19 protein-coding genes and 1 tRNA gene are annotated in these 26027 nt (G+C 50.7%); 8 read left to right on the forward strand and 12 right to left on the reverse strand.

Annotation, left to right across the window (positions count from 1 at the left end):
- Positions 1 to 413: 413 nt before the first annotated feature.
- The gene (locus tag EFB02_RS00330; RefSeq protein ID WP_122819354.1) at positions 414 to 3068 is read right to left on the reverse strand and encodes an ATP-dependent RNA helicase; all 2655 of its coding nucleotides are present in this window, start codon (positions 3066 to 3068) and stop codon (positions 414 to 416) included.
- Between the two features lie 93 nt (positions 3069 to 3161).
- Here EFB02_RS00330 and EFB02_RS00335 point away from each other — a divergent pair, with 93 nt between their 5' ends.
- The 4 genes from EFB02_RS00335 to EFB02_RS00350 all read left to right on the forward strand — a co-directional run bounded on the left by EFB02_RS00335 (position 3162) and on the right by EFB02_RS00350 (position 8147).
- Positions 3162 to 3953, forward strand: coding sequence for an HNH endonuclease family protein (locus EFB02_RS00335; RefSeq protein WP_122819356.1), 792 nt, complete (start codon positions 3162 to 3164; stop codon positions 3951 to 3953).
- A 488-nt stretch (positions 3954 to 4441) separates the two neighbouring features.
- The gene (locus tag EFB02_RS00340; RefSeq protein WP_122819358.1) at positions 4442 to 4927 is read left to right on the forward strand and encodes a MarR family winged helix-turn-helix transcriptional regulator; all 486 of its coding nucleotides are present in this window, start codon (positions 4442 to 4444) and stop codon (positions 4925 to 4927) included.
- Between the two features lie 40 nt (positions 4928 to 4967).
- Positions 4968 to 6968: an MFS transporter gene (locus EFB02_RS00345; protein ID WP_122819360.1), complete on the forward strand. Its 2001-nt coding sequence runs from the start codon at positions 4968 to 4970 to the stop codon at positions 6966 to 6968.
- A gap of 402 nt (positions 6969 to 7370) precedes the next feature.
- Positions 7371 to 8147, forward strand: coding sequence for a trimeric intracellular cation channel family protein (locus EFB02_RS00350; protein WP_122819362.1), 777 nt, complete (start codon positions 7371 to 7373; stop codon positions 8145 to 8147).
- Between the two features lie 47 nt (positions 8148 to 8194).
- Here the strand turns inward: EFB02_RS00350 and EFB02_RS00355 are convergent, their stop codons facing one another.
- The gene (locus tag EFB02_RS00355; RefSeq protein WP_122819364.1) at positions 8195 to 9313 is read right to left on the reverse strand and encodes a VIT1/CCC1 transporter family protein; all 1119 of its coding nucleotides are present in this window, start codon (positions 9311 to 9313) and stop codon (positions 8195 to 8197) included.
- Positions 9306 to 9638: a YtxH domain-containing protein gene (locus EFB02_RS00360; RefSeq protein WP_122819366.1), complete on the reverse strand. Its 333-nt coding sequence runs from the start codon at positions 9636 to 9638 to the stop codon at positions 9306 to 9308. The genes EFB02_RS00355 and EFB02_RS00360 overlap by 8 nt, the downstream gene beginning before the upstream one ends.
- A 152-nt stretch (positions 9639 to 9790) precedes the next feature.
- Here EFB02_RS00360 and EFB02_RS00365 point away from each other — a divergent pair, with 152 nt between their 5' ends.
- A complete protein-coding gene (locus EFB02_RS00365; RefSeq protein WP_122819367.1) occupies positions 9791 to 10618 on the forward strand; it encodes an alpha/beta hydrolase in 828 nt (275 codons plus the stop codon).
- Between the two features lie 361 nt (positions 10619 to 10979).
- On the opposite strand, the gene EFB02_RS00370 is transcribed toward EFB02_RS00365, so the two are convergent.
- The 7 genes from EFB02_RS00370 to argS form a co-directional block, all read right to left on the reverse strand.
- Complete coding sequence (locus tag EFB02_RS00370; RefSeq protein ID WP_122819368.1) at positions 10980 to 11471, reverse strand: PTS sugar transporter subunit IIA; 492 nt, start codon at positions 11469 to 11471, stop codon at positions 10980 to 10982.
- A 175-nt stretch (positions 11472 to 11646) separates the two neighbouring features.
- Positions 11647 to 12327 carry a GNAT family N-acetyltransferase gene (locus EFB02_RS00375; protein WP_122819369.1) on the reverse strand — a complete coding sequence of 227 codons (681 nt, stop codon included), beginning with the start codon at positions 12325 to 12327 and terminating at the stop codon, positions 11647 to 11649.
- 154 nt (positions 12328 to 12481) lie between these two features.
- Positions 12482 to 12946, reverse strand: coding sequence for a LemA family protein (locus tag EFB02_RS00380; RefSeq protein WP_234992672.1), 465 nt, complete (start codon positions 12944 to 12946; stop codon positions 12482 to 12484).
- A 109-nt stretch (positions 12947 to 13055) separates the two neighbouring features.
- On the reverse strand, positions 13056 to 14009 hold the full coding sequence (locus tag EFB02_RS00385; RefSeq protein WP_122819373.1) for a DUF3137 domain-containing protein: 954 nt from the start codon (positions 14007 to 14009) through the stop codon (positions 13056 to 13058).
- Positions 14010 to 14605: 596 nt separating this feature from the next.
- Positions 14606 to 14681 (reverse strand) — tRNA-Arg (locus EFB02_RS00390).
- Positions 14682 to 15226: 545 nt separating this feature from the next.
- Positions 15227 to 15721: an arginine repressor gene (locus tag EFB02_RS00395; RefSeq protein ID WP_122819375.1), complete on the reverse strand. Its 495-nt coding sequence runs from the start codon at positions 15719 to 15721 to the stop codon at positions 15227 to 15229.
- Positions 15722 to 15736: 15 nt separating this feature from the next.
- Positions 15737 to 17407, reverse strand: coding sequence for an arginine--tRNA ligase (gene argS / locus EFB02_RS00400; protein ID WP_122819377.1), 1671 nt, complete (start codon positions 17405 to 17407; stop codon positions 15737 to 15739).
- 84 nt (positions 17408 to 17491) lie between these two features.
- On the opposite strand from argS, the gene EFB02_RS00405 reads away from it, so the two are divergent.
- The 3 genes from EFB02_RS00405 (at position 17492) to EFB02_RS00415 (ending at position 20764) form a co-directional block, all read left to right on the forward strand.
- Positions 17492 to 18352: a fructosamine kinase family protein gene (locus EFB02_RS00405; RefSeq protein WP_122819379.1), complete on the forward strand. Its 861-nt coding sequence runs from the start codon at positions 17492 to 17494 to the stop codon at positions 18350 to 18352.
- 112 nt (positions 18353 to 18464) lie between these two features.
- Positions 18465 to 19013, forward strand: coding sequence for a hypothetical protein (locus tag EFB02_RS00410; protein WP_122819382.1), 549 nt, complete (start codon positions 18465 to 18467; stop codon positions 19011 to 19013).
- 143 nt (positions 19014 to 19156) lie between these two features.
- Positions 19157 to 20764 carry a S1C family serine protease gene (locus EFB02_RS00415; RefSeq protein ID WP_160115337.1) on the forward strand — a complete coding sequence of 536 codons (1608 nt, stop codon included), beginning with the start codon at positions 19157 to 19159 and terminating at the stop codon, positions 20762 to 20764.
- Between the two features lie 67 nt (positions 20765 to 20831).
- On the opposite strand, the gene EFB02_RS00420 is transcribed toward EFB02_RS00415, so the two are convergent.
- Positions 20832 to 21929, reverse strand: a complete 1098-nt coding sequence (locus EFB02_RS00420; protein ID WP_122819386.1) for a reprolysin-like metallopeptidase — start codon at positions 21927 to 21929, stop codon at positions 20832 to 20834.
- A 178-nt stretch (positions 21930 to 22107) separates the two neighbouring features.
- A complete protein-coding gene (locus EFB02_RS00425) occupies positions 22108 to 26007 on the reverse strand; it encodes a DNA-directed RNA polymerase subunit beta' (protein WP_122819388.1) in 3900 nt (1299 codons plus the stop codon).
- Positions 26008 to 26027 lie beyond the last annotated feature (20 nt).

Below are 26027 nucleotides of genomic sequence, written 5' to 3' on the forward strand. Positions count from 1 at the left end.
GCAAGGGCGGAGATTACTTTTTCCTCCCGCCCGCCGTAAGCGTTGGGGGCTAGGTTTTTCCTCCCGCCCTCGCCACCTCTCCCCGAGACCGCAAGGGCGGCGATTACTTTTGTCTCCCGCCCAAAGAAAGTGGGCAATACCGCTGGTATTGCCCACTTTCTTACGCCCGCCTAACCTGATCGACAAAAAGTACTCGCCCCCCTCTACTGTTTGCCGCCACAAGTATCTAACCGGCGTGAGGAACCGGTTGTACCCGCGCCGAGCTACTGCGGGGGCGGGGGATAGATTTTATCCGAGTGGGCGCGGTGGGCATAAGAATTCGGAAAACGTCGCTACGTTTTCCGAATTCTTGGGCAGGAGGAAAAATCTATCTCCCGCCCTTACCGTGGGAGACAAAAGTAATCCTCGCCCTCTTAGCGGGAGCGGAGTTGGCGGTTGGTGGCGGCGGTCGCGATGGCGGAGCGGGGATCTTCCGGCCAAGGATGCTTACGATACCTGCCCCGCATTTCTGCTCGAACCTGCGGATATATCTGATTCCAGAAGTGGTCTAAGTCGGTTACTAACGCCAGTGGACGTCCTGCCGGTGACAACATTTCCATCGCCAAATCAACCTGACCGCCCAGGATTTTAGGCGCAGATGACATCCCAAAGAACTCTTGCAGCTTTGCCTGTACCCGAGGTGGACCGCTGGTTATGTCATCTGGATAGCTGATGGCGGCGCGCCTGCCCGCAGGGAGCAGAAACTCGCTGGGTACCTCTTGTTCCAAGGCGTGCCGAGTTTCATAGTCGAGCAAGCCCTCCAACCAGGAGGCTACCGGGGCATTTACGGCATTTTTCCCATCTGCAAAATAACTGATCAGTACCTGCCAGAAGCGGGGATTGTCATGTAAATCCTGGTCACTAACCGGGGGCATAGTCGGCAAATAGTGCGCGCCCCATGCCAGGCGGGCACGTAAGCGACTGGCTTTAGGGTTCCAAGATAGAAAATCTAGTCCCTTTCTCTGATATTCAGATTCGAGGACACGTTCAGCCTCCAGGATTTTAACAGGTTGAGTATGCAGAAGGATTTCGCCTAAATATTTTTGTTGCCAAGCGCAGATTCTCCCGTTCCGAAATTCTTCAAGATGTCTTTCCTGCAGTAAATCTTTACCCAGATTCAAAGCTAATTCTTCACTCAAGGGTGCAGCCAAACGAATCAGGTCATCATCGCCTTTCCGAAGCCCGATTTCCGCGATTGCCAACCATTTGCTATCGGCAAGGCCACTGTCATTTTTCAGGCGAGCCGCTCCCGAGCCAGAAAGCTGATAAACCCCGCCTTTAGTGGTTAAGCGACCTATTTGGTCAGGGAAAGCCATCCCCAGCACTAATCCAACGCTTAAATCCCCCGTGATCGTTTGTTTAGCAGTTAATGGTTTTTTGTCTTCTTCGCTCATTTGGGTTTCTTTTAGCTGCTTGATGCTATCCAGAAACGACAAACCTTTAGCTCTGCTAACGGTATCAAGATCTTGGTAACGTCGCGCCAATTTTTCAAAGCGGCTACATTCTGCGCGATAAGTGCTATCTCCTTGATTTTCGGCGCGACGAATAGCTGCCCATAAATCACCGTCCGAACTGCGTAAATCTGTCTGCAAAGCCGCCACTACCTGGGCGGCGCGGCGCTTCCCCACTAAACGCGCCCCCATAATCAAGGCGCGCGCCAGGCGCGGATGGGACGGAATTTGTACCAAGTTACGTCCCAAAGCGGTAATCCGAGAATCTGCATCTAAGGCGCCGAGTACCTGCAAATCCTTCTCCGCCTGCTGCCAGGCAGCAGGCGGAGGCATGGTAGGCAGCGCCAGAACTTCCAGATCGGTTTGCCCCCAGTCTGCCAGCTGCAAATAGGTCTGAGTCAAGTCACTGCGCAAGATTTCCGGCTGAGTATCAGGTTCCATACGCGCGTAAGTTTGCTGGTCATAAGCACGAATCACATATCCAGGCCCCAGGCGGGCAGCGCGTCCTGCACGTTGAGTGGCCGCTGCCCGCGAGCAACTTAAGGTGCTCAGTCCTCCGGCATTTCCGCGCAAGCGGCGATTCGGAATCCGCGATAGTCCGCTATCGATCACCTGACGAACCCCGGGAACCGTCAGTGCTGATTCTGCCACCGAGGTGGCCACAATAATCCTGCCTTCCCCGGGTTTTAGGGCGTCCTCGCCAGCGCAAGCTGCCCCCTCAGACAGTACTTTAGCCTGTTCACGCGGAGACAATTGCCCATGCAAAGTCATGATTCTCTCCGGGTAACTAGCATGAGAGCGTAAAGCTGAAGCAATCGCCTCTACATCCGCGATTGCAGGGGCAAACATCAGGGTGTCAGCCCGTATGCGATGTTTTAGCGCCAGATCTGCCAAATAGTCGCGAAATTCCCAGGAGGTTCCCCGCTCGCTAATCCGCCTAACTCGCGCTGGCGGCGGCGCGAATACCTCTTGTAGAGGGAAAAGTTTGCCTTTGGCCTCCAAAACTGGGGTATCTTCCCCTAATACCTTGCGGAAAAGATTGCTGTCCAAGGTCGCGGACATCACCACTATCCGAAGCTCCGGACGTAATTGCCTCACCTCAGTAAGTAGGGCTAATAAGACATCGGTATCTAAAGATCGTTCATGTACCTCATCAATAATCACGGTGCCAATAGCAGAGAGTTCAGGATCTGCCAGCAGACGCCGCAAAAACAGGCCGGCGGTCACGAAATCTAGGCGGGTGCCGCGACTACGAGTAGATTCTCCCCGAACTGAAAACGCCACTTTCGCTGCCAGATTATGTTCATCTCGCGGTAGTAGCTGCTGGAGGTAACTGGCGGCAACCCGAGCTGCAACCCGGCGTGGCTCGGTTACCACTGTCCCCGCTCCGCAACTATTTTTTGCCCGCACATCCTCTAACGCCCAGCAAAAAGGAGGAACCAAAGTAGTTTTCCCCGACCCCGGCTCCGCCGTAATGATCGCTTTCCCTACAGCTTCCAGAGCTCCTTCCAGCTCAGATAGGATACTTGCCGCCGGCAGGGTCGGAGCGAGAGCACGCGCCTGGGAAAGCATAAACATGCTTCTATTGTGCACCGCGGGCGATAAAAGCAAACATTTCCGGCAGTGGAACCGCTAATTAGGAAAGCCTCCAAAAGTTGCCACAATGGAGTTATGGGGTATTACCAACGAGGCAAGCGCAGGCGTTCAAGAAAAGACTTTTCCTGGGGCACCCGTATCATCGCGGGATTCATTATTGGACTACTTGCCTGGGCTTTTATTCCCGGTTTAGGTCCGGATTTAGCAGGGCTTTCCCAAAAAGGCGCCCCCAAGATGGGACTTCCCAATTGGGGAAAGAACGCGGATCAGATCCTGTCAGAATCAGTGCAGACTGATTTAGTAAAAGCTATTGCCGACTTACCGGAAGGCGAGTGGGAAAGCGCCTCCCCCTATCAGCGTTCACAGTTCGGAATCCGCTGGGCAGATATTGACCACAATGGTTGTGACACTCGCAATGATATTTTACGGCGCGATCTTTCGCAGGTGCGAACCAAGGCGGGTACTCATAACTGCTTGGTCCTTTCTGGAGAATTCACAGAGCCCTACACCGGGCGATTTCAACAATTTCGAAAAGGGGCAGACACTTCCAGCAAAATCCAGATTGACCATGTAGTTGCCCTCTCTAATGCTTGGAAAACCGGAGCCAGCAAATGGGATGCAAAGAGTCGCGAGCAGTTCGCCAATGACCCTTTAAATCTGCTAGCGGTTGACGGACCAGCAAATCAAGATAAACAAGATAAGGACGCTGCGAGCTGGCTGCCCCCTAATCCCGGATTTCACTGTCAATATGTAGCTTTACAGACTGCAATTAAGCAAAAATGGAAACTGCTGGTTACCCCGCAGGAAAAGCGAGCGCTGGCGACAGTGGCGGCCTCCTGCCCTACGCAGCCCCTTCCTACCGGTTAGCCTGTCGGATAATGGCTTGGTTACTGAGCCTGCTCGTGCTGAAAACACTATGTACGCAGGGGTAGATTTTTCCTCCCGCCAAGCATGCGAAAAGTGTAACGACATTTTCCGAATGCTTATGCCCACCACGCCTACTCGGATAAACCTCCCCCTGCTTCCTTACCCCGCAAATCCGACCCTGGCTCGGTAAAAGCACTCCGAGAATCCCGCTTTTCTCGCTTCAACGAGAATAGGGAGATAAAACAGAAGACTATAAAACGTGTTTCCGACTAATAAAACGATGGCAACACACGTGTCCCTCTCACATCTTTTACCTGCCGCGGTTTTTACAACCCCCGCACCTACTCGGCCAAACTATCCCTTACGACTATTTACCCAGATGACTGACATCTCTTGGACAGGGGTTACCTGGGAGATGAGGCTGCTCGGGCAGATAGTTTTAAAATTTCAGTTGCTTAAGTTTCTTAATTATTAATATACTTAACTACATGGATAAGACTTCAAAACCTGCAAGCGAGCGCGAACAGCTCATAGATCAACTCCTCTACGAACTCCACAGACTAGTTTTTGCCTCAACCGACCTAGTCAACCGATATTCCTCGAAATTGGGATTGCATGGCAAAGACGGAGAAGCACTTCTACAAATCTGGCAGGCAGAACTTGCCGGTACGCCTTTGTCCCCCTCAGAGCTAGCCGAACAACTACATATCACCCGAGCAGCAGTTAGTTACCTCACCGACCGCCTAATCGATTTAGGCTACGTAAGCAGAGAAAGCAATGAGACCGACCGCCGCAAAACCATACTGCGTATCTCGGAGCTTGGCGGACAAATTGGGCATGACTTCACCGCCCCTATGGAGGCTGGGCTGAGCGGATTGTTCGCCGCACGCACTCAGAAAGAACTAAGAACTTTTACCGAAATGCTCCAAGAATTTGTGGAATCCCTAGATACTTCCCACGAGCCTGAAGCCTAAGAATCTCGCCAGAAAACTACGGTAAGACTAAGGATCAACCATGAGCCATAAACTTGGCACCTCCCGCCCAGAAGCAACAGTAGAACCAAAGAAATTCATCGCAGCGGTAACAACGAAAAATAATACTGATAACACTGAATTTACCGCCCCAAAACGCTGGAAACTCGTTCTTGTCCTCTATCTAGCAGGAATTGGGATGGGCGCCCTCGACATGGGGATTGTGAACCCGGCGCGCACCGTTATCCAAAACGGTTTAGGAGTCGACGACAAGGTGGGAGTTTGGGTTTTCACCATTTACACCCTTGCCTATGCGGCCGCAATTCCCGTAATCGGAAAAATAGCTGACATCATTGGACGCAAACCAGTATACGTACTGGCTATTGGCCTATTTGGGCTTGGATCCCTGGGGTGTGGACTAGCACAAGAATTTTCCTCCCTGGGTCTACTATTGACATCCCGGGCGATTCAAGCAATCGGCGGAGGCGGAATGGTACCAGTAGCAACCGCCGCAGTGGGAACCATAGTCCCTCCCCCTAAGCGTGGCATGGCCTTAGGACTAGTAGGTATGGTTTACGGAGCCGCCTCAGTATTTGGAGCCTCCGCCGGATCTTTGATTTTAGATATCGCCGGACAAGAAAACTGGCAGTGGATCTTCTACATCAACGTTCCCATCGCGATAATCGTAGTGTTATTGGGGATATGGGCGCTGCCGCAGGAAAGCCAAAACTCGGCGCGAAAACTAGATTTACCAGGCATTTTCATCCTGGTAGTGATGATTAGCGCCTTGCTTTGGGCATTCCAGCACCTAGACTTCACTAAAATAACCGAATCTATTGAGGCTCGCGATGTCTGGGGAGGAGTGCTAATTTTTCTGGTTATGATCCCGGCTTTTGCGATAGCAGAAAATCGCGCAGAGGATCCGATAATCGATTTTAAATACTTCGCCACTATCAACGTGGCAACTACCCTAATGTTCGGCGCAGTCTCCGGCATTTTAATGATGACCGTCATGTTTATCCCACAATTCTCGGAAAACTGCATGCGACTGCCCTCGGGAGCCGGTGGTTATCCCACTATTATTATCGGTGTCGCTTCTGCTATCGGGGCGCCCTTGAGTGGACGATTAACTGACCGTTTCGGCCCCCGCTGCGTGCTAGGAATTGGGGTGCTCATTTCCGCCATTTCCGGGTTCATGTTGATTTACTGGGCTAGCCCCTACCCCGGCTTTACCTCTACTTCAGTTTCAATTTTCGTAATGGGTCTAGGACTGGGTTTCCTAATGGGAGCACCTTTGACCTACCTAATCTTGCATTTAATTCCGGAAACTGACGCTAACTCCGGGCAGGCGACACTCTCACTAATTCGTTCGCTGGGCACCACTTTAGCTCCCGCAATATTAGTGGGACTACTGGCCACCGCTATGGGAGGAGTCTCAACCAAAGTTATGGATGCCATGCCTACCCTAGATATGCCGGCAATGCCCGCCATGGCGGCTCCAGCTCGCGAAAGCGCGGGTGATGATAGCACCCAAAAACCACCACTAGTCAAAAGCAGCTCTCAAAGAAAGCCAGAAAATAGGGGTGAAGACAACCAAAATATCTCCCCAAATACCCAGGTAGAAAAACCAATCGGGAAAGCTAATAGCCCCATGAATAAAGCAAATATGGGGTTCAAAATGTCCGACCTACCCGCCTCTCTGCAAGACAAAATTAAGTCAGCAGATGTAACCAACGTCGTAGATCGTACTAAAGAATTAGCGAAATACCTGTTTGCTCAGCAGGAAAAGAAAATGAAATCCAAAATGGGGATGGTTCCACCGGGCATCGAAAAAATGCAAGCGCAATATCTAAAAGATATTGAGTCTCACCGTGACCAGATAGAAACCGCATTCCAAATGGGGCTAAACGAAGGATTCTCTCGCCTCTTCTGGTTCTATACTATCTTGTCTTTAGCAGGGTTATTACTACTGGCTGGGTTGCCTTCAAAGCGTAAAATCGATGCCACAATCAATCTGGAGCCAGAGCCAGGTCCGACTCGCTAAAAACACTCCGGGGATCCCAATTTTCTCGCTTCAGCGAGAATAGGGAGTTATAACAGAAGACTAAAAACATGTTTCCGACTAAAAGATGCTGGCAGTGCGCGTGTCCCGTTCGTATCTTTTAGCGCCCGCTAGCCTCACGCGCTCCTTTCGCCCAGGAATTCGGAAAATGCCAAGGAATTTTCCGAATTCCTCTGCCACCGCGCCCACTCGGATAAAACGTAGCCCTACGGTAATAAGTTTTTCGCAGACATTCTTTCCATCACCATCACGCCTACTCCCCCCCTCCTAAACTCCAACAAAAGCCCTCTCCTGCGTATTTGCGTACCTAAAAATGGAGGGAAAGGTGGGGGAGGATAAATCCATGAGTGGAAAACCTAAGGGGAAAAAGAGAAAAATAGAGTTATGTCTGCAAGTGGCTTTGGCCCCGAAGTTCTTGAGCTCGCATTTCGGGTAGTCGATGTAACCGGAGTATTTTGCGCCGCAGTAATCGGTGCAAAACTCGCTCGTGAGCGCCGTTTTGACGCGGTAGGATTTGCGACCCTCGCGGTCATTTCCGCCCTGGGCGGTGGAATGGCCCGAGACGTATTACTCCAGCAAATTCCGGTAGCCTTCACCGACCCCTTTTACCTAGGCGGCGCTCTCTCGGGAGCAACCGTAGCTTTTTTCTGGCGCTTGGAATCCAAATGGACTAATCGCCTGATAACTGTAGCCGATGCTCTCTGTCTAGGGTGTTGGGCTGCCACTGGCGCTCAAAAAACTCTCGCCCTAGGGTTGGGGATACTACCCGCAATGATGATGGGACTAACTACCGCTGTAGGCGGAAGTATCATTCGCGACGTCATGGTGGGAAAAATTCCCAAGATCTTTGGGGGCGCTAATCTTTATGCCACCCCCGCTGCCACCTCCGCGGTAATAATGGTAGTGTTTTTCAAGCTAGATATGCCAGTGCTCGGAATGGCACTCTCGATTATTTCCGCACTGATTTTCATACTTTTGTCGCAGTGGCGAGGATGGGTGCTTCCCGAGGCGCCGGATCTTAGGATTACGCTAACTCCCCGCCAGCTTCGGCATTTATTACGGTTGGGAGCCAGCCGTTCTGAGAGCGCTAAATGCACGCCTCCAGAAGCTAAAGAAAAAAGTAGCAAGAGTAGCAACCGGAACGATTCCCCTGACGAGTAGGTAGATCGGGAAAATCCGAAAAGTAACCAAGTCCCCGAGTGCCTGAGCTAAATGACTGACAGTTGGGAGCCGATAGCTAACCCCAATAGGTAAGTTGCCCCCGCTGCTCCATAGCCAATCAACAATTGCCGCAATGCCTTAGGCGCCGGATCTGTCCCCGAAAGTAATCCTACGATTCCTCCAACGATTATTAGCGCCACCCCCACGAGAACTACCGCAGCTATCGCACCGTGCAGGAGCGAAAGCGGCAACAGGAACGGAAAGAGCGGAACAAACGCCCCGATAGCAAAGAAAGTAAATGAAGAAATAGCAGCCTTCATACCGGTTCCGATTTCTTCATATTCCCGATTAGCCGACGCGATATAGGCGTGACCACCAGTCTTAATCTTAGTAAAGGCGGCTTCAGCCTTGCGGTCGGCAGTCTCGGCATCATCCCCACGCGCCCTAAATACCAACGCCAGTTCATTTTGGTTCATATTCAACTTATCGATAGCGTGTTCAGATTCGGGATCCGGTGAAGAGGAAGCCAAAAGTTCAGTTTGCGAACGCACCGAAACGTATTCCCCGGCACCCATGGAGAGGGCGCCAGACAACAACCCCGCCAGACCGGTAACGATAATGGCAGTTTTAGAAACTCCGGTACCGAAAATTCCCAGGATTAGGGCGCAGGTAGACACTAAACCATCGTTTACCCCGAAAACTGCCGCCCGGAAGCTACCGGAGATAGTGGCGCGTTGACGGGCAGCCAACCCACGCACCACTTCGGAATGAATTTTTTCATCCGCCACGATTTCCTTGGGAACATCTAGGTCTGCCTCGTAGTCATGACGCTGCTCAGCCCGCTGCATCATCGCCAACATAAAGATGGTTCCAAAAATTCGGGTGAAAAAGTTGAGTAGTCGCGAGCGCAGGCTTGCCCGCGGGATAGGTAGCGCATCTTCGCCCAGTAAATTTAGCCAATACTCCTCGTGACGTTCCTCGGCCATCGATAGCTCTTGCAGGACTTCTCGTTCATCACCACTGCGCCGGCGGGACAAGTAACGATAGGTATCAGCTTCTAGGCGTTCTTCTGCGAGATACTTTCGCCAACGTCGCAACTGTTTCTTGGACGCGGAGGATGTCTGAGAATTGCCAGCGCCTATGCCTTTATCAGTAGATTTAGCCATTTTGGAGGCGAGAATCCGGACCTTCAACGGTTATTTCTTCGATTTCAACATCCACGAACTCCGGGTTTGTTTTATCAGAGGAAGCTACTCCGAAAATCCGCTCTTTAACCACATCCGCAATCTTGTCAGTAACAGCTTCACCTTGGCGACGAAAAATCTCGGAAGCCTTTTGTTTCGTAGCCTCTCCCGCCCGGCGTACCTGCGGATTGGAAGTAACCGCATTAACGGTTTTAGCAACCCCACCCTCCGGGTTTTCTCGCACTTCGCGACGAACTAGGGCAATACCTGCGCCGATACCGAGGACGGTTAGGAGTTTCTTTCCCACGGCTATCACCTTTCAAATTGACGAGAATAAGCTTTCCTTATTCTATCTCAAGCGTGAAGAGAGCAGCGATTGTCTATTGTTGGGAATTACCCTTAAGTAAATTCCGTATTTTTTCACAACATATTTTATGTTTCGCGGTTTACGGTGGATACATGAGCAAGATTAGGATCGACACTTCCCGAGGCATCGACTTGGCAGCCGACTTCGTAGTGCCGGTGGATTCCTGCAAATGCGCGGTGGTATTTGCGCATTCTTTCCTGCTTGACCGCCACGGCCTAGGCTGGTTCGATGTTTTCGCAAAATCCTATCGCAGCGCTGGTTACGCAACTTTGCAACTGGATTTTTCTGGCTGTGGAGACAGCTCAGACGATGTGATTTGTGTAGAGAATCAGATTGATGATTTGAAGGCGGTTTGCGGCTGGCTCTCAGAGCGAGGTTTCGAGCGGATCATCTTGCACGCCGATGGTTCTGGGGCATTGTCGGCTTTACGTGCGGTTACGGATAAAGTTCAGGCGCTGGTACTGACAGCACCCATTTTAGGTCCGGCCGAGGTTTCCTGGGAAGACGTGTTTTCTTCCTCCCAACTAGCAGAGTTAGAGCGCGTGGGACGTACTCGTATCCCCAATGATCAGGGAGCTTCGCGACCATATTTTGTAGTTGGGAAACAAACCTTGGGGGAATTAACCATGGTTGACACCGAAAAACTACTGCAAGATATCTCCCTCCCGACTCTATTTGTAGTTGATCCCCAGACACTCGCCTCTCAATGGTTTGCCCCACTTGTAGATGATCCCCGGTCATTACTACCACCCAGTTGTGAGCTGTTGTTCCTAGACAAGCTCAGCCTGTATGGTGAGCTACCTGCTAACTACGGCAAAGCTGACTATGCATATCCCGATGCAGAAAAGGTTGATTTTCTTCGCGAACAGGTAGTTTCCTGGGTTACCCGCGTAGTTCCCCCTTGTCAGGAAATGACCTAATCCGAAACAGAAAGTTTTTTCATCTTCGCAAGTGTTTAGATCCCGGGGAGTTTCTATGTAAAGGCATTAAAACTCTACACTCCCTCACTACCTGCAGATTTTACCAAACATGAAGCTAACTCTCAGGTTCGTTTATATTATTTTTCAGACAGATATCTTATTGTTATCAGCAGCAATAAGGATTAAGCGTTGATCGTTTGATATCTCCTTATTTGCTTGAGATGGGGAACATAAGTGGGGGCGGATTCCAATGGAATCCGCCCCCACTTTTCGTCTATGATGCCCGACATGGCAGCTTGACGCTCGTATAAGGAAATAGTTTTCAGAGCCGATCACGGCGCTATTTTCAGTGGTTCACAAGCTAAACAGAGTCATTAGTGACCGGGCCAGCGATTTCAAAGAGTAAATCCCCGACTTCAACTTGGTTACCTTCTGGGCGCAGATTTTCCAGATCCAAAGGCGTAGAGTCGAGTACCACCACCGGACATAGCGGGGAATAGTTTGCCTTTTCAATCCGTTTAACCGAGAAAGAAGTTACGGGGTCACCGACTTTTAGTATTTCATTTTCTTGGGCATGACAAGTAAACCCGTCCCCACGCATCTTTACAGTGTCAATCCCCAGATGCACCAATACAGTCTGGTCTCCATCGGCAATCATAAAAGCGTGCGGAAACAACTTAATTAGCCTGCCAGAAATAGGCGCTACCGCAGTTAGCTCCTGAGCTTGGGGGAGCGGACACACCGCAATCCCTGCACCCACAATCATCCCGGAGAACACCAAGTCTGGTACCTGACGCAGCCCCACTAGCCGCCCAGGAATTGGCGAACACACCTGCAAGGATGGTTCCTCCATGCTTCACCTCAATCCCAAAAGAAGAACTACCTTTCTAACCAGCCTAGCCCGACCCGCATCTTTACGGAAACCTAAACTTTCAAATAACTGACAAAGAAATCAACTCAGAGCAAATATTCATAGTTAGCCTCAGCAAGCTTCTCTCAATATTCACCGACAACACGAACACCAGGAATTACCCCAGATTGGCAGCAGCCGCCAGCATTTTTTCTATCTCTACACGATATCTTCCGTCAGAATTCCGGATTTCCCCACTGTCTTCTAGATAGGTTTTCAAGAATTTTTCTAGCGGCCTCCCTAAGCCCTTCCCCACAAGCTGTCCGGTAAGAGCATCGATTCCCGCGTGAGCTCGTCCTCCGAAACTGAGAAGCCACATATCCTCTCCTACCGGAACGTTCACACTCAGGCGCGGCATTGCGAAAGGAAAATCAAGATGTTTGGCTCCTAGGCGCCGATAGAACTGCCAACGCCGCTGAGGATCTCCTCGGTCCTCCGAAGATGTATGAAGCCGTGGATCCTCAATTTCTCCCAGGATTAACAGAGGATTATTACGAGATTCCAGATAGGAAATCGTTTGCTGGAAAAGTTGGGATCCTACTCCATGTCCACGAGTACGGGGACTAACCGCCAACCAACTCAAAAGGGTAACTTCGCTGGTTGCCGGCCATGCGATTGCCGCCCCTAGGGGACGGGCACCCTCCCATGCAGAAAAAGTTTGAAACTGGTTCTCCTGCAGCTGAGCGATTAAAGCTTGCGTCTCCCCCAGTTCTTCAGGACCGAAAGCAGTTTCTAAAAGTTCATGCACCAGGACTTCAGGCTGCCCTGGCGCCAGGTGGTTTTGATACTCGATTTGCACCCCTCAACCCTAGCCCACAAACCAGCCTTTAGCTTTCCAATGTGAATAGTGCAGTAAAAAAATAGCGGAACCCCTATTTAGATTCTGACACTACTGCCATTGTTCTCTTTACCAACCGTGCCCGCTGATACTACTGATACCGAACCGGAAAGTTCTAAACTTCATAATCAAAACGATCAATATCGCCCTTAGAATCCACGTGGCTCTCAGCCAGAAAATCCATCTGGCGCAGCCCCTTCATCGAGGCCACTATCGATATCGGAAAACTTACTACATCCTGGTTGAAGATACTTATATTGTTGTTAACAATCCTTTTGGCTGCAGCCAGTTGTTCATTCTCATCATCAATCTGGTTTTGCAAATTTACAAACTCATCCGAAGATCGCAATTGTGGATAGGCTTCTGCTAGCGCATAGATCCGCCCCAAAACCTGTTCCTGGCTTTCGATTACTTTATTGAAGTCTTTAATGCTTACTCCTGTTCTAAGCTGCACCAAATCAGAGAAAGTAGTTTTTTCGTGCCTGGCGAAGCTTTTTGCGACCTTCAGCATCTCAGAAATAGTGTCATAACGTTTCGCCAATGCAATATCTACATTCTTCTTTGACTCCGCAATGATCACTCTGTACCTATTCAGTCTATTTGAGGTCTTAATAAAACTGAACAATACAATTAAGATTACCGCTCCAATAGCTAAGAAATAAACATAGTAATTATCCAAAGTAGCTCCTCTACGCCTTTTCTATAAATATATCGATTAAATCATAAAAGTCTGCCAACAATTTCCGGACTTTTTCATACTCATTTGCAATTGAAATATCTTCAATTGCTTTCCGACTAGTAGGCGTGGAAAATAGCCAACGCCCAGAATCAAAACCAAGAACAATATATTCCCCAGCTACATATAGAGAAATAGGCATTTTTTGCGCCCAATTATTCAAAATAGTTATCACATTTGGATCCAAAATTAACCGTGCATAAAATTCGTCTGTTGAAAATATCGAATAGGCGTCATTAAATTCCAGAGATTCGGTTTGAATCTCCACTTCATCTTTTTCCCTGTCCCCGTAACGCCCGTGAGCTTTAGAATTCCCCCATCTTTTCCCGATTACAGGGACTATCCTTAAACGCCCCTTCACCTTGGTTGGTAACCTAACTAAGAATACTTGCCCGTAGAAATCGGTTACCTTAATACTCTTCTTGGTATTGTGTCTCTCATAGTGCCAAGACTGCATATTGGTAAATTCTGTTTTATATTTGTCAGCAAAGGTTATATGGCAGCTAGATGAGCATCTGTGGGATTTTGGAAGTATGCAGTCGTAAAAACCTCTATCAAAACCTTCCAAATAGTTTAACGTAGTGCCCGGAAATACAGTTTGTAAAAGTGGCGACAAGAAATTATTAACATAGGATTCATCGAGATCAGTCTGGTTTTTATCGTTGGGATTAGTGAACACCCACCAGGCTATAGCTACAAAAAGAAGCGGGTAATAGGTGGTGCGTAAAAGCGACATAACCAGAATTACCATTACGATAAATCTGACACTGAGCGGATTAAAGGTTTTAGTTTTCATATCCGCTTTTACCTGCTGTAGCCTATTTTGCATTTCGGGAGAGTTCTCAAGCTGAGCAATTTTTTTCGCAGTTTCCGGATCAGTAAAAACATTCTGGTGTTTCTCGGTCACTTCTATCACCCTCACAACCGAATTAACCGCTATCGCCAAGAATGATTTACACAATAGAAAATTCGGTTCCGTATTCTTCTACCGTTATTAGGCTAGCTATACCAGGCCGGGTTTAGTTTATATTCCCAAACCTAAGCCTTCAATACTTTTAAAGATTTTTTATCTCCTACATGCATATATTTACTGGTTGAGTTATTATGCGAATTAGCTTTTACCCAAGTTTCCTGACGCTCTGTTTTATAAGTTTCCGGTCTTCCGCTTTCGATGGATGTCAAAATACACTATCTTTTGACGGAATTTTCTATGACAATCGCGTCTTCGCTTCCTCAAGCAACTAAAAATTTCGCTTTAGAAGCAGGTTTTTCGTTTTATTCCCTTACTTATTTGTTTCCGGCTTTAACTAGGCGGATAACAAGTTGGCTGCGGCCGGAAAAATGGGGGGGGTAACGAGTGCTGCGTCCCACCTTTCGCAGTGACTTGCGAATAGCTACTATTTTGCGGTTAGGAACAGTTTTAGGTATTAACTCAAGATTGAGATCAGGGCTTTGAGAATTGGAAAAACCCCGTCACCGCTGGATCGCAACGAGAACGGGGTTTGGCGCGCTCGACAGGATTCGAACCTGCAACCTTCTGATCCGTAGTCAGATGCTCTATCCGTTGAGCCACGAGCGCATTTGCCGCTGCCTAAGCAACTATCTCAGTTTAAAACAGAGCCGATAAGGCCTCCAAATCTGAGACAGCTTATTTAATGCGATTCACACCCGCGACTCATGACCAGGAAAGCTACGCGCGGAGTCTGGGTTTTACCTCCCGCCCAAGAATTTGGAAAACATAGCTACGTTTTCCAAATTCTTATGCCCACAGCGCCCACTCGGATAAAACCCAGACCCCACGCTCATTGCATCGCACTCGGGTCGCGACCGGTAACGAAAAGCGTAGGGGCAGATTTATGCCGAAGGGTAGACAGATTTCACATCAGGCTACTCGATATTCGGACACCAGGTGCTCAATCAAACAGTGGATATATCTTAGAGGTCACTACACGCGGGGCACGGCCGGTAAAAGATGCGAGAGGGACAAGTGGGCTGTCACTATCTTTTTTAGTCGGAAACACACCTCGTAGCCTCCTGCTATAACTCCCTATTCTCGCTGAAGCGAGAAAATCGGGGTCCCCGGAGTGATTTTACCGAGCCAGCCCCGCGGTAACTCCACGCAACCTAATCGGTAACGAACTCCATAAATAGCTCGTTTAAGGACTGCGCATCCTCATCGGTTTTACAGATGACCAAAATAGTATCGTCACCGGCGATACAGCCGAGCACGGCATCGAACCAGGCCATATCAATTGCGCCCGCCAACAGCTGCGCACCTGCCGCCGGGGTGCGTAGCACTACCTGATTATGTACCACCGCAGACGATACCAACAGATCTTGACACCATTTCGCCAGCTTTTCATTACCGGAATCTTCCTGTCCGCGCCGCACTCGCACCGGATAGGGATCGGGCAACATATAGATAGTTTTCCCGCTGCTAGCACGTACTTTGGTGGCTCGCAAGGCTAAAAGATCGCGCGACAAGGTGGCCTGGGTAGTAGGGATTCCGCGTTCAGCCAAATGGCTAAGCAGCTGCGACTGACTAGAGATTTCCTGTTGATTAAGGATTTCGCGGATTGCTTCCTCGCGCGCAGCTTTAGTGGTCGGTACGGTTGCCATGCCCTTATCTTCCCATTACATACGCTCGGGAGCTACTACTCCGCACAGATCCAAACCATTTGCTAGCACTTGCCGCACGGCCTCGTTCAAGTGCCGGCGCGCCACGTGCGCGGCAGTTATCTCTTCACCGGAGCGGGGAATCACTCGGCACTGGTTGTACCAAGTGTGATAGCCCGCCGCCAGTTTCTCCAGGTAGCGAGGAATCCGGTGCGGTTCACGTTCTTCAGCGGCCAGTTTGAGCTCTGCCGGGTATTGCGCTAAAACCCCAAGCAGATCCTTATCGGCTTGGCTAGACAGCGCAGAGGCCTCATAGTTACCGTCAGCTTTCACCCCGGCTTCATCGGCGTTGCGCCCCACCGAACAGGTACGAGCATGAGCATATTGCACATAGTAAACCGGGTTTTCATTGGTATGGGAGCGCAGCAAATTCAGGTCAATATCGACAGTAGAATCCATCGATACCCGCACCAGCGAATAACGAGCAGCATCTACTCCGACCGCCTCTACCAGGTCATCTAGGGTAATCACGGTGCCGGCGCGTTTAGACATTTTTACTTCTACGCCGTTTTCTTTCAGGTTCACCATTTGCCCGATAATGATCTCTAGGCTTTCTCCAGGCTTTCCCCCGAAAGCTGCACACATGGCATACATGCGGTCGATATATCCGTGATGGTCAGCTCCCAAAATCAAGATTTCGTGGGTAGCTCCCCGACGCTGTTTATCCCGGTAGTAGGCAATATCGGCTGCGAAATAGGCGGGATCGCCATCGGACTTCAAGATTACCCGGTCTTTATCATCCCCATATTTTGTGGACTTAAGCCAGGTAGCTCCATCTTTTTCATAGATTACGCCACGGGAACGTAGCTCCTCGATTGCGTTAGCTACTGCCCCCGAAGTGTGCAGCTCGTCCTCGTGGAAGAAAACATCAAAATCTGCACGGAAATCATGCAAACAGTTTTTGATCTCGCCAAACATCAAGGTAGTACCGGCTTCCCGGAAGTATTCTTCTGCTTGTCCTTCCGGCAAGTCTGCTAGTTGCACACCCTCTGCTTTAGCACGCGCAGCTACTTTACTGGCAATATCGAGAACATACTGCCCACCATAGCCATCCTCCGGCACCTCTTTGCCCTGCCAACGCGCCAAAAGGGACTTGGCAAAGCGAGTGATCTGGGCACCGTGGTCATTGAAATAGTATTCGCGAGTCACTTCCGCCCCGCAGGCTGATAAAATCCGGCAAAGGGTGTCACCAACTGCCGCCCAGCGTCCTCCGCCCAAATGGATGGGGCCAGTCGGGTTGGCAGACACATACTCCACGTTAATGTTTTGACCGTTCAAAGCAGCACAGTGCCCATAGTTTTTACCGGTCTGCAAAATCGTTGACACTAGCGCCCCGGCAGCAGCCGCCCCCAGCCAAATATTTACGAACCCCGGCCCGGCCACCTCGGTTTTGGAGATGCCTTCAACCTGTTCAAGCTGGTTAGTAATCTTGGCGGCAAGGTCGCGTGGCGCCATGCCCGCTTTCTTTGCCAACTGCATAGCCACGTTAGTTGACCAATCACCATTATCGCGTGAACGCGGACGTTCAACTTTTACGATTTCCGGGATATTATCCGGATCTAAACCGATTTCGGTCGCCAATTTCGACAGAATCTGGCGGATGAGGGCACTTAGTTCTTCTGGAGTCATACTTTAAGCCTAGACTGCCAGGCGCATTTCTCGCCAAATCCGGCGAGCTAGCCCACATCGGTATCTGACTGGCACAATAGGACTATGAGCGAGCAGGTTTACCACAAGGTTGATAATCGCCACCCCGAGTCTCTGGAGTTAGAAGAGCTGGGATTAAAGTGGCTGGCAGAACCGATGGAAAAAGGTGGAGCGCACGTAGTGCGAGTGGCAGCTTCCGGGCACGGATTTTTAGACACTGAACTAATCCCCTCTACCGCTATCACCAGTGAAGCGGCACGTGCCTTCGGGGCAGCATTGGCTTTTACCCACGCGGGTGGAGCCGATTGGTACGGCCAACCTCCTCTGGGTTATTCCGGTCCCGGTTATATGGGACGCTCTCGTTTGGATTTAATTTATGAAGACAATAGGCAAAACTGGGGCGAATTTTTCGCTACCCACCGGATTATGCCGAACCTGCCACCCGCCCTTGCTAATGGCTCTATTGACAACTCCGGAGCAGCAATCTTAGAGCGCTTAGCGCAACGTTTGCGGGATGGAGTTTTCGATGTTCCCGAACCAGAGCTAGTAAAGTCACGGGCTGCGCGAATCCACGGTGACCTGTGGACGGGGAACGTAATGTGGGCACCATCGGGGGCGCTAAAACGTTTCCCTCGCCTGGCGGGACGGGGCGCTAGCCCCGATCAGTCACTTCCCAAAGTGGTGGGAGTATTGATAGACCCGGCTCCGGCGGGAGGACACGCGGAATCTGATTTGGCAGCACTGGGAGTGTTCGGCCAACCCTACCTGGAGGAAATCTATCAAGGCTATAGCCAGGTTTCTCCTTTAGCTTCGGGATGGCAAGAACGAATTGGTCTGCACCAAATCCACATGTTGGCAGTTCATGCCAATCTTTTTGGTGGTTCCTACGGCTCCCACACAGTACAGCTAGCTCGCCAGTACCTCTAGTTCCTTTAAGGCTGCTGACCACTATCCCCATCCGGGAAATGATGCCAAATTTATCGAAGATGGTTGCGACTCTAGACTCCCGCAAACTTCAAAACAGGTTAGGCTAGTTGCTATGAACCACATTGTCGCCTTGCTTATGGGAGTGGTATTACTGGCTGGCTCAGTCTGGATTCGTCGCGGCAGCGCAAGAGCCCGTTTTTGGATTCCGAAGCAAAAGAAAGACATTTCCCGCTCCGGAATACTGATTATGGATGAACGCTGGGTACTGGTGTTCTTGCCGGCGTTAGGACTGTTCTTCCTGACGATTGGGGCATCCCTTCCTGCGAATGCTGCCCCGCACCCCTGGAATTATTTACTGTTGACCATTTGTTTACTTGGAGCCGCTATTGGTCTGGTTGGGATTATTTGGGGAGTCACTAACCTCTATTATCCGGAGAGGTTGCGACCGGTTTGGCTACAGGCCTACTATCGGCAACTGGGATTTTCGCCTTCACGCGGTACCCGCCTGGCTCCTGCCTGGTACCGCGAGCACCTAGGTGGCGGGAATTTAGAAAATCCTCACCTGAACCACAAGCACCAAATAGCAGAAAAAAGTGGAGAGAAGATTTCCCCTACGACATCACAGAATAAACGGAGCCACCAGAAACGGCGCCCTCATTAAAATGGAAACTCATCTAAGATAGCTAGATTCTGCTAGCCCATAGCTATTTTCCCCATTCAGAAAACACCCAGAAAACATCCAGAATAGAAACAGTTGTCGGTGCCAGTATGGGGGTTAACGCAATAAAGAGGAGATTGAGACTAATGATGAACAACAACGATTCACCCCGACCCGATGATGCTCATCAGCCGCTTGACGACTGGGAATTAGACGATTGGCAAAGCGCCGGCTGGCCGGGAGAAATACCAGAGAACGAGATTTCTTCCTCGGATACCCCACCCGTAAGTAACTATCCCTTATCCTCGTCACAACCGAGCGGCTCCCCCTCGCCTTATGGCTCATTCCCACAGAACGCTCCGTCGCAAAACGACAATTGCTCTGCTAAAGATTTTTCCTCGACCGCAGCAGGAAATAATACCGATTTCCCACCCGAGTTCGCACCCTACCCCGCCTACCAGGATACGAATACCGCCAATACATCTTTCGAGGCAAATTCTTCCACCAACACCCCCTACCCCACATCATCCCCGGGAGCATTTCCCTACCCTGAGCAACCTATGTGGGAACCAGCCGCGATGCCTGCACAGAAAAAAGAAAAAACTAAACGGGGGCCAGGTTGGCTTGCCACTATCGCAATCGCGGTAGCAGCCGCCCTCTGCGTCTGGCTTTTACCTTCCGAATTGGGATCCCGCACTACCGCGCTTGGTAAATCTCCAGTTAAAGTTGCGACGGAGGCTCCGGTAGTACAAGCAAACGCCAAACACACCAACTGGGAGACAGTCGCCAAAGCAGTCCAGCCTTCAGTAGTAGCAATTCAGGTAGATGCCGGTAATTCTGGAGACACTGGATCCGGAGTAATTTTCGATGAGTCCGGACACGTGATTACTAATTATCACGTAGTTGCCTCTGCTGTTTCCGGCAAAGCTAAAGTCCAGATTGAGATATATAACGGTAAAATCTATGAAGCCAAAATATTAGGCACGGATGCTTCCACTGACCTGGCAGTCCTAGAATTCGTGAAACCTCCGAAAGATTTGCAGATGGCAGCGCTGGGTAGCTCTTCGAATTTACGAGTGGCGCAGCCGGTAGCCGCAATTGGTTCCCCTCTAGGATTAGAGAATACGGTTACTACTGGAATCATTTCGGCACTGGATCGTCCGGTAGTAGTGACTCAGTCTTCGGGTAAACCGGGAATTCAGATTCCGGGACTTAATGATCGCTCCGGCGCAGGTGAGCAGGTAGTTACCAATGCTATCCAAGTAGATGCGGCAATTAATCCTGGGAATTCCGGTGGCCCCCTCTTTGATGCTTCCGGAAAAGTTATCGGGATTACCTCTTCAATTGCTTCTCTAGGCTCTTCTGGGGAAGGACAGGCTGGCTCTATCGGTATCGGTTTCGCTATCCCAGTAAATCTGGTACGCAACGTAGCCGATCAAATACTTACTTCCGGTAAAGTCACCCACGCAATGCTGGGAGTCACCATTGAAACCGGGATTGCGCAACTTTCAGGGGAAGCACGTATGGGAGCGAGGGTGTCCTCGGTAGTTTCCGGCTCAGGAGCCGATAAAGCCGGACTAAAAGAAGGGGACCTAATTACGAAGATTGATGGACGTCTAGTAGGTTCTGGGGTAGCGTTAACCGGTTATGTGCGCTGGTATAACCCGGGAGACAAAGTGAAACTCACGGTTATCCGAGAGGATGGCTCTCATGAGATTGAAGCACAGCTCGGTGCACAGAAGGCTGATCGCTAGCCGCTAGGCTGCCTAAACGTAGTGGACCCGCGGAACAACCCGCGGGTCCACTTTTAGTCTTTAAACTCTAGGAAAAAATTGCGCGGAAGAACCCGCCTAACCAAGAGAATACCCTCACGAAAAAGACCCGCACCTTAACCACAAAGCTATTAGAGTTATCTGCTTGCTCATCAGGTTGCGTAGTCGGCTCCGGTACCGCAATAGGCGGATCGTCAGGGGTCGGTGCCTCAGTAAAGTTCGGATTAGATACTGTCGGACTGGGTTCTATGCTGGGCTGAGGAGTCTCCACACTCGGTTCTTGCCCCGGCTGCTCGGCTATCTCGCTAGAAACCGCAGGTTGGGATGGCTCAGCCGTAGGCGGTACGTTCGGCAGGGGGTTCTGACTAGATTCGGTAACCTCAGAAGTCGGCTCTTCACTAGGCTTAGCGGTTTCGCTAGGCTGCGAATCTTGAGTAGGATCCGCTACCGGTTGCGGATCCTGGCTGGGGATAGGAGCTGCACTGGTAGGTTCGGGAGTGGGCTGAGCCGGTTCTGCCCCGGCCGGATAACCTAAATATTTTTCCAAGCCCTGCAGCGCCAGCGCCACATCAGCGTCCCCAATCGGGTTCTTGAAATCTTTAACCCCCGACATACCGGCCGCCATTAAATCGCCCTTACAGGTATGATCTAACCCCAAAAGATGCCCAATTTCATGAGCAACAGTAGAAACCTGGGTAAGCCAACCACTGCGATCAAGACGCAGGTACAGTAACCTTTGCGCAGCATAAGCCGTACCTAGCGCTTTCCCCTCGGAATAAGGAGAATCAATTACCCTAACCGGGCGATTTGCCATCGAATCTACGAAACGGAAATTGATTTTGCCGCCGCTACGTTCCGTCCACATTTTGGTGGCGGCCTCGATAGCTGGACGGAACTGGGTCTTACCCAGGTATAGCGACAAAGTGTAAGAGTCGGCACTGGTAGCACCGATCAAGAAGAGATCTATATTGGAAATAGGCTGACCTTTAGCTACTTGATTATGCATTACCCGGCATTCGCGTACCGTGGGAGTACGATCCGCGGCCTGCACATTTTGACTACCAGATACTGCAAGTAGCCCCCCAAGCGATAGACCTACCATCGTTAAGGTGGCCACCAGAATATTTTTCTTCCGTGTCTTGTTCATATTGAAATCTTACCAAGCGGTAACATTAAAGCAAGGTGATAGCAGCGTTCCTCTTGAGAGCTTAATCATAAGTGGTTACCCAACGTGACTCTACAGCTAAACCCGCAGGTAAACACGAAGGGGGCTTACCTAGCTAAGTTAGCTAGGTAAGCCCCCTTAAGGAACTCAACTATTTAGATTAGAGATTCAAGCCGAAAGAATCTTCAAAATTAATTCCGGCTAAGAAGTCATCGTCTAGCTCATTCACTTTGAAGTCGTCAGCTGACCATCCCATCTTTGCCATCGCTTCCTCGGTAGGTTCCACGCTGGCATCACGGAACATCGATAGACCAGTACCCGCCGGAATCAACTTACCGAGAATCACGTTCTCTTTCAGCCCTACCAACGGATCTTTCTTCGCGCTCAAAGCCGCATCGGTTAGCACCTTCGTGGTTTCCTGGAAGGATGCCGCCGACAACCAAGAATCAGTAGCCAAGGAAGCCTTGGTAATCCCCATAAGTTCCGGACGAGCCGCAGCCGGCTCCCCGCCCTCGGAAACAACCTTACGGTTAATCGCGCGGAAACGAATCGAATCCACCAAAGTACCCGGCAATAGTTCAGTGTCACCAGACTTCAACACCGTTACCCGCCGCAGCATCTGACGCACAATCACCTCAATATGCTTGGAGTGAATATCCACACCCTGCGAGCGGTATACCTCTTGCACCTCATTAACCAACTGCCTTTGAGTGGAGTTCACACCCAAAATACGCAGCACCTTCTTTGGATCCAAACGACCCTCAGTCAGCTGTTGGCCGACCTCGACATGATCACCGTCCGAAACAATCAGTTTCATACGACGCGGAGCATCGATAATCAAATCATCTTGACCATCATCCCGCACCAATACCAGATGACGGGGTTCACCTGGCTCGTCAACGACTTTGACTCGCCCTGCGGCCTCGGTAATCAGCGCTTCACCCTTAGGAGTACGTGCCTCAAACAATTCCTGTACACGCGGCAAACCCTGAGTAATATCAGCAGCACCCGCGGCACCACCGGTGTGGAAGGTACGCATCGTTAGCTGAGTACCAGGCTCCCCAATTGACTGGGCAGCAATAATCCCCACAGCCTCGCCAATATCTACCCGTTTACCGGTCGCCAGTGAGCGTCCGTAGCAGGAGGCGCAAGTACCGGCCTCAGACTCGCAGGTCAAAACCGAACGCACCGGAATCTCGGTGACCCCCGCTTCGATCAGCACATCAATCTCGGCATCGCCCACATCGGTACCCTTAGCGAATACCAAGTTCCCGTCTTTATCGGTAACATCCTTGGACAAGGTACGCCCATAGGCAGTGGTCTCTACAACATCCAGTTTATAAACCTGTCCATCTTCGGTAACCCCGCCAATGGGCAGCACCAGACCGCGGCGAGTGCCACAGTCCTGTTCGCGCACGATTACGTCTTGAGAAACATCTACCAGACGCCGAGTCAAATAACCTGAGTCTGCAGTACGCAGCGCGGTATCGGCCAGACCTTTACGCGCACCGTGGGTAGCGATGAAGTATTCCAACACCGACAGACCGGAACGGTAGTTCGACTTAATCGGCTGCTCAATCAGCTTCTGCTTGGGGTCAGCTACCAAGCCACGCATACCGGAAATCTGCCGAATCTGGTCCCAGTTACCACGAGCCCCAGACGAAACCATCCGGTTTACTTGGTTACGAGTCGGGAAGTTATCCCGCATAGCCTGTGCCACTTTGGCAGTACATTCGGTCCACAAATCCACCAGTTCGTTGTAGCGATCCTGCGCAGTAATCAAACCGAGGTCGGCGTCCTCTTGTACCTGCGTAGCTTTCTCGTCGTATTCGGCAAGAATCTTCGCTTTTAGTGGCGGTTCCACTACGTCAGCGAAACCAATAGTTGTGCCCGACCAAGTTGCCCAATGGAAACCAGTCTCTTTCAAAGCATCCAAAGAGGCAGCCACGTTGCCTTTGTCATAACGCTCAGCCAAAGTGTTGACAATCCGAGAAAGCTTCTTCTTGTCAATCTGCTCATTTACAAACGGGAAGGAAACCGGCAGTGCTTCATTGAAGAAGCAACGCCCAATCGAAGTTTCGAACTCTACCGGATCTCCCTCTTCGAATCCTTCCGGAGCCTGCCAATCCTTCGGCGGCACTGTACCCGGCTCGAAGCGAATCAACGCAGTAGCGTTAATATCCAAGCGGTTTTGATCAAAAGCCATAATGGCCTCGCCCAGCGAGGAGAATTTCGGAGTAACCGGGTTTCCGTCCTTGTCGGTCGGAACTGGAAGCGCGGGATCAGGATCTGAAGTCAAATGGTAAATACCGATAACCATATCCTGCGAAGGCATTGTTACCGGCCGACCATCAGCAGGCTTCAAAATGTTGTTTGAGGACAACATAAGAATCCGCGCCTCAGCCTGAGCTTCCGCCCCTAGTGGCAGGTGTGCTGCCATCTGGTCACCGTCGAAGTCAGCGTTAAAAGCCCCACAAGCCAGCGGGTGTAGCTGAATCGCTTTACCCTCAATCAAGATGGGTTCGAAAGCCTGAATACCCAGGCGGTGCAAAGTAGGCGCCCGGTTCAGCAACACCGGATGCTCGGTAATAACTTCGTCGAGGACGTCCCACACCTGTGGGCGCTGACGTTCTACCATTCGCTTCGCGGCCTTAACATTTTGAGCTTCCTGCCGCTCTACTAGCCTTTTCATTACGAACGGCTTGAACAGCTCCAGCGCCATTTGCTTGGGGAGACCGCACTGGTGCAACCGCAGCTGCGGACCTACCACGATTACGGAACGACCAGAATAGTCAACCCGTTTACCCAATAGGTTCTGGCGGAAACGTCCCTGTTTGCCCTTGAGCATATCGGAAAGGGACTTCAGAGGACGATTGCCCGGACCAGTTACCGGACGTCCGCGACGGCCATTATCGAACAGCGCATCCACTGATTCCTGCAGCATCCGTTTCTCGTTGTTCACGATAATCTGAGGAGCGCCCAGATCCAACAGTCGCTTCAGGCGGTTATTACGGTTAATCACCCGGCGGTAAAGATCATTCAGGTCAGAGGTCGCAAACCTGCCACCATCTAGCTGCACCATCGGGCGCAAATCTGGCGGGATTACCGGAATACGATCTAGCACCATCGACTCCGGGCTATTCCCAGTCTGTAAGAACGCAGAAATCACTTTCAACCGTTTAAGGGCACGGGTCTTGCGCTGGCCAGTTCCAGTTTCAACCTCTTCTTTCAGCTTTTCAGCTTCGGACTTCAGGTCAAAATCCCGTAATCGTTTCTGAACTGCTTGCGCGCCCTTGTCGCCCTTGAAGTAAATGCCATAACGCATCTCCAAGTCGCGGTAGAGACGCTCATTACCTTCAAGGTCACCTACCTGCAATTCCTTGAAGCGGGTAAAGACCTCATCACGGTGGGAGACTTCCCGATCCAGTTGACGTCGCAGCTGAGATACCTCTTTATCAGCGGCCTTGCGTACTTTCTCCTTTTCAGCATTCTTGGCGTCTTCTGCCTCAAGCGCTGCCAAATCCTTTTCCAGTTTTTCCTGGCGGGCAAGGATCTTTGCCTCGTAGCGTTCATTCAAACGCTGTATCTCCAGGGAAAGCTCATTTTCTAGATTTGGTAAATCCTGATGGCGCGCTTCTTCGTCAACCTCGGTAATCATATAGGCCGCGAAGTAAATAACTTTCTCTAGGTCTTTAGGCGCTAAGTCCAGCAGATACCCCAAACGGGAAGGGACACCCTTGAAATACCAGATATGGGTAACCGGGGCAGCCAGTTCAATATGTCCCATACGTTCACGGCGTACTTTGGAGCGAGTTACCTCTACCCCACAGCGTTCACAAACGATGCCCTTGTAACGAACACGCTTATATTTTCCACAGGCGCATTCCCAGTCCCGGGTAGGACCGAAAATACGCTCACAGAAAAGGCCGTCTTTCTCGGGCTTTAGGGTGCGATAGTTAATAGTTTCCGGCTTCTTAACTTCCCCGAATGACCATTCAGCCACGCCCTCGGCGGTAGCCATGCCGATATGTAGTTGATCGAATTTATTTGCATCCATAATCGACTCTTACCTTCTCTTCC

Origin of the sequence: Varibaculum vaginae (assembly GCF_900604285.1) — a bacterium.
Lineage (GTDB): Bacteria > Actinomycetota > Actinomycetes > Actinomycetales > Actinomycetaceae > Varibaculum > Varibaculum vaginae.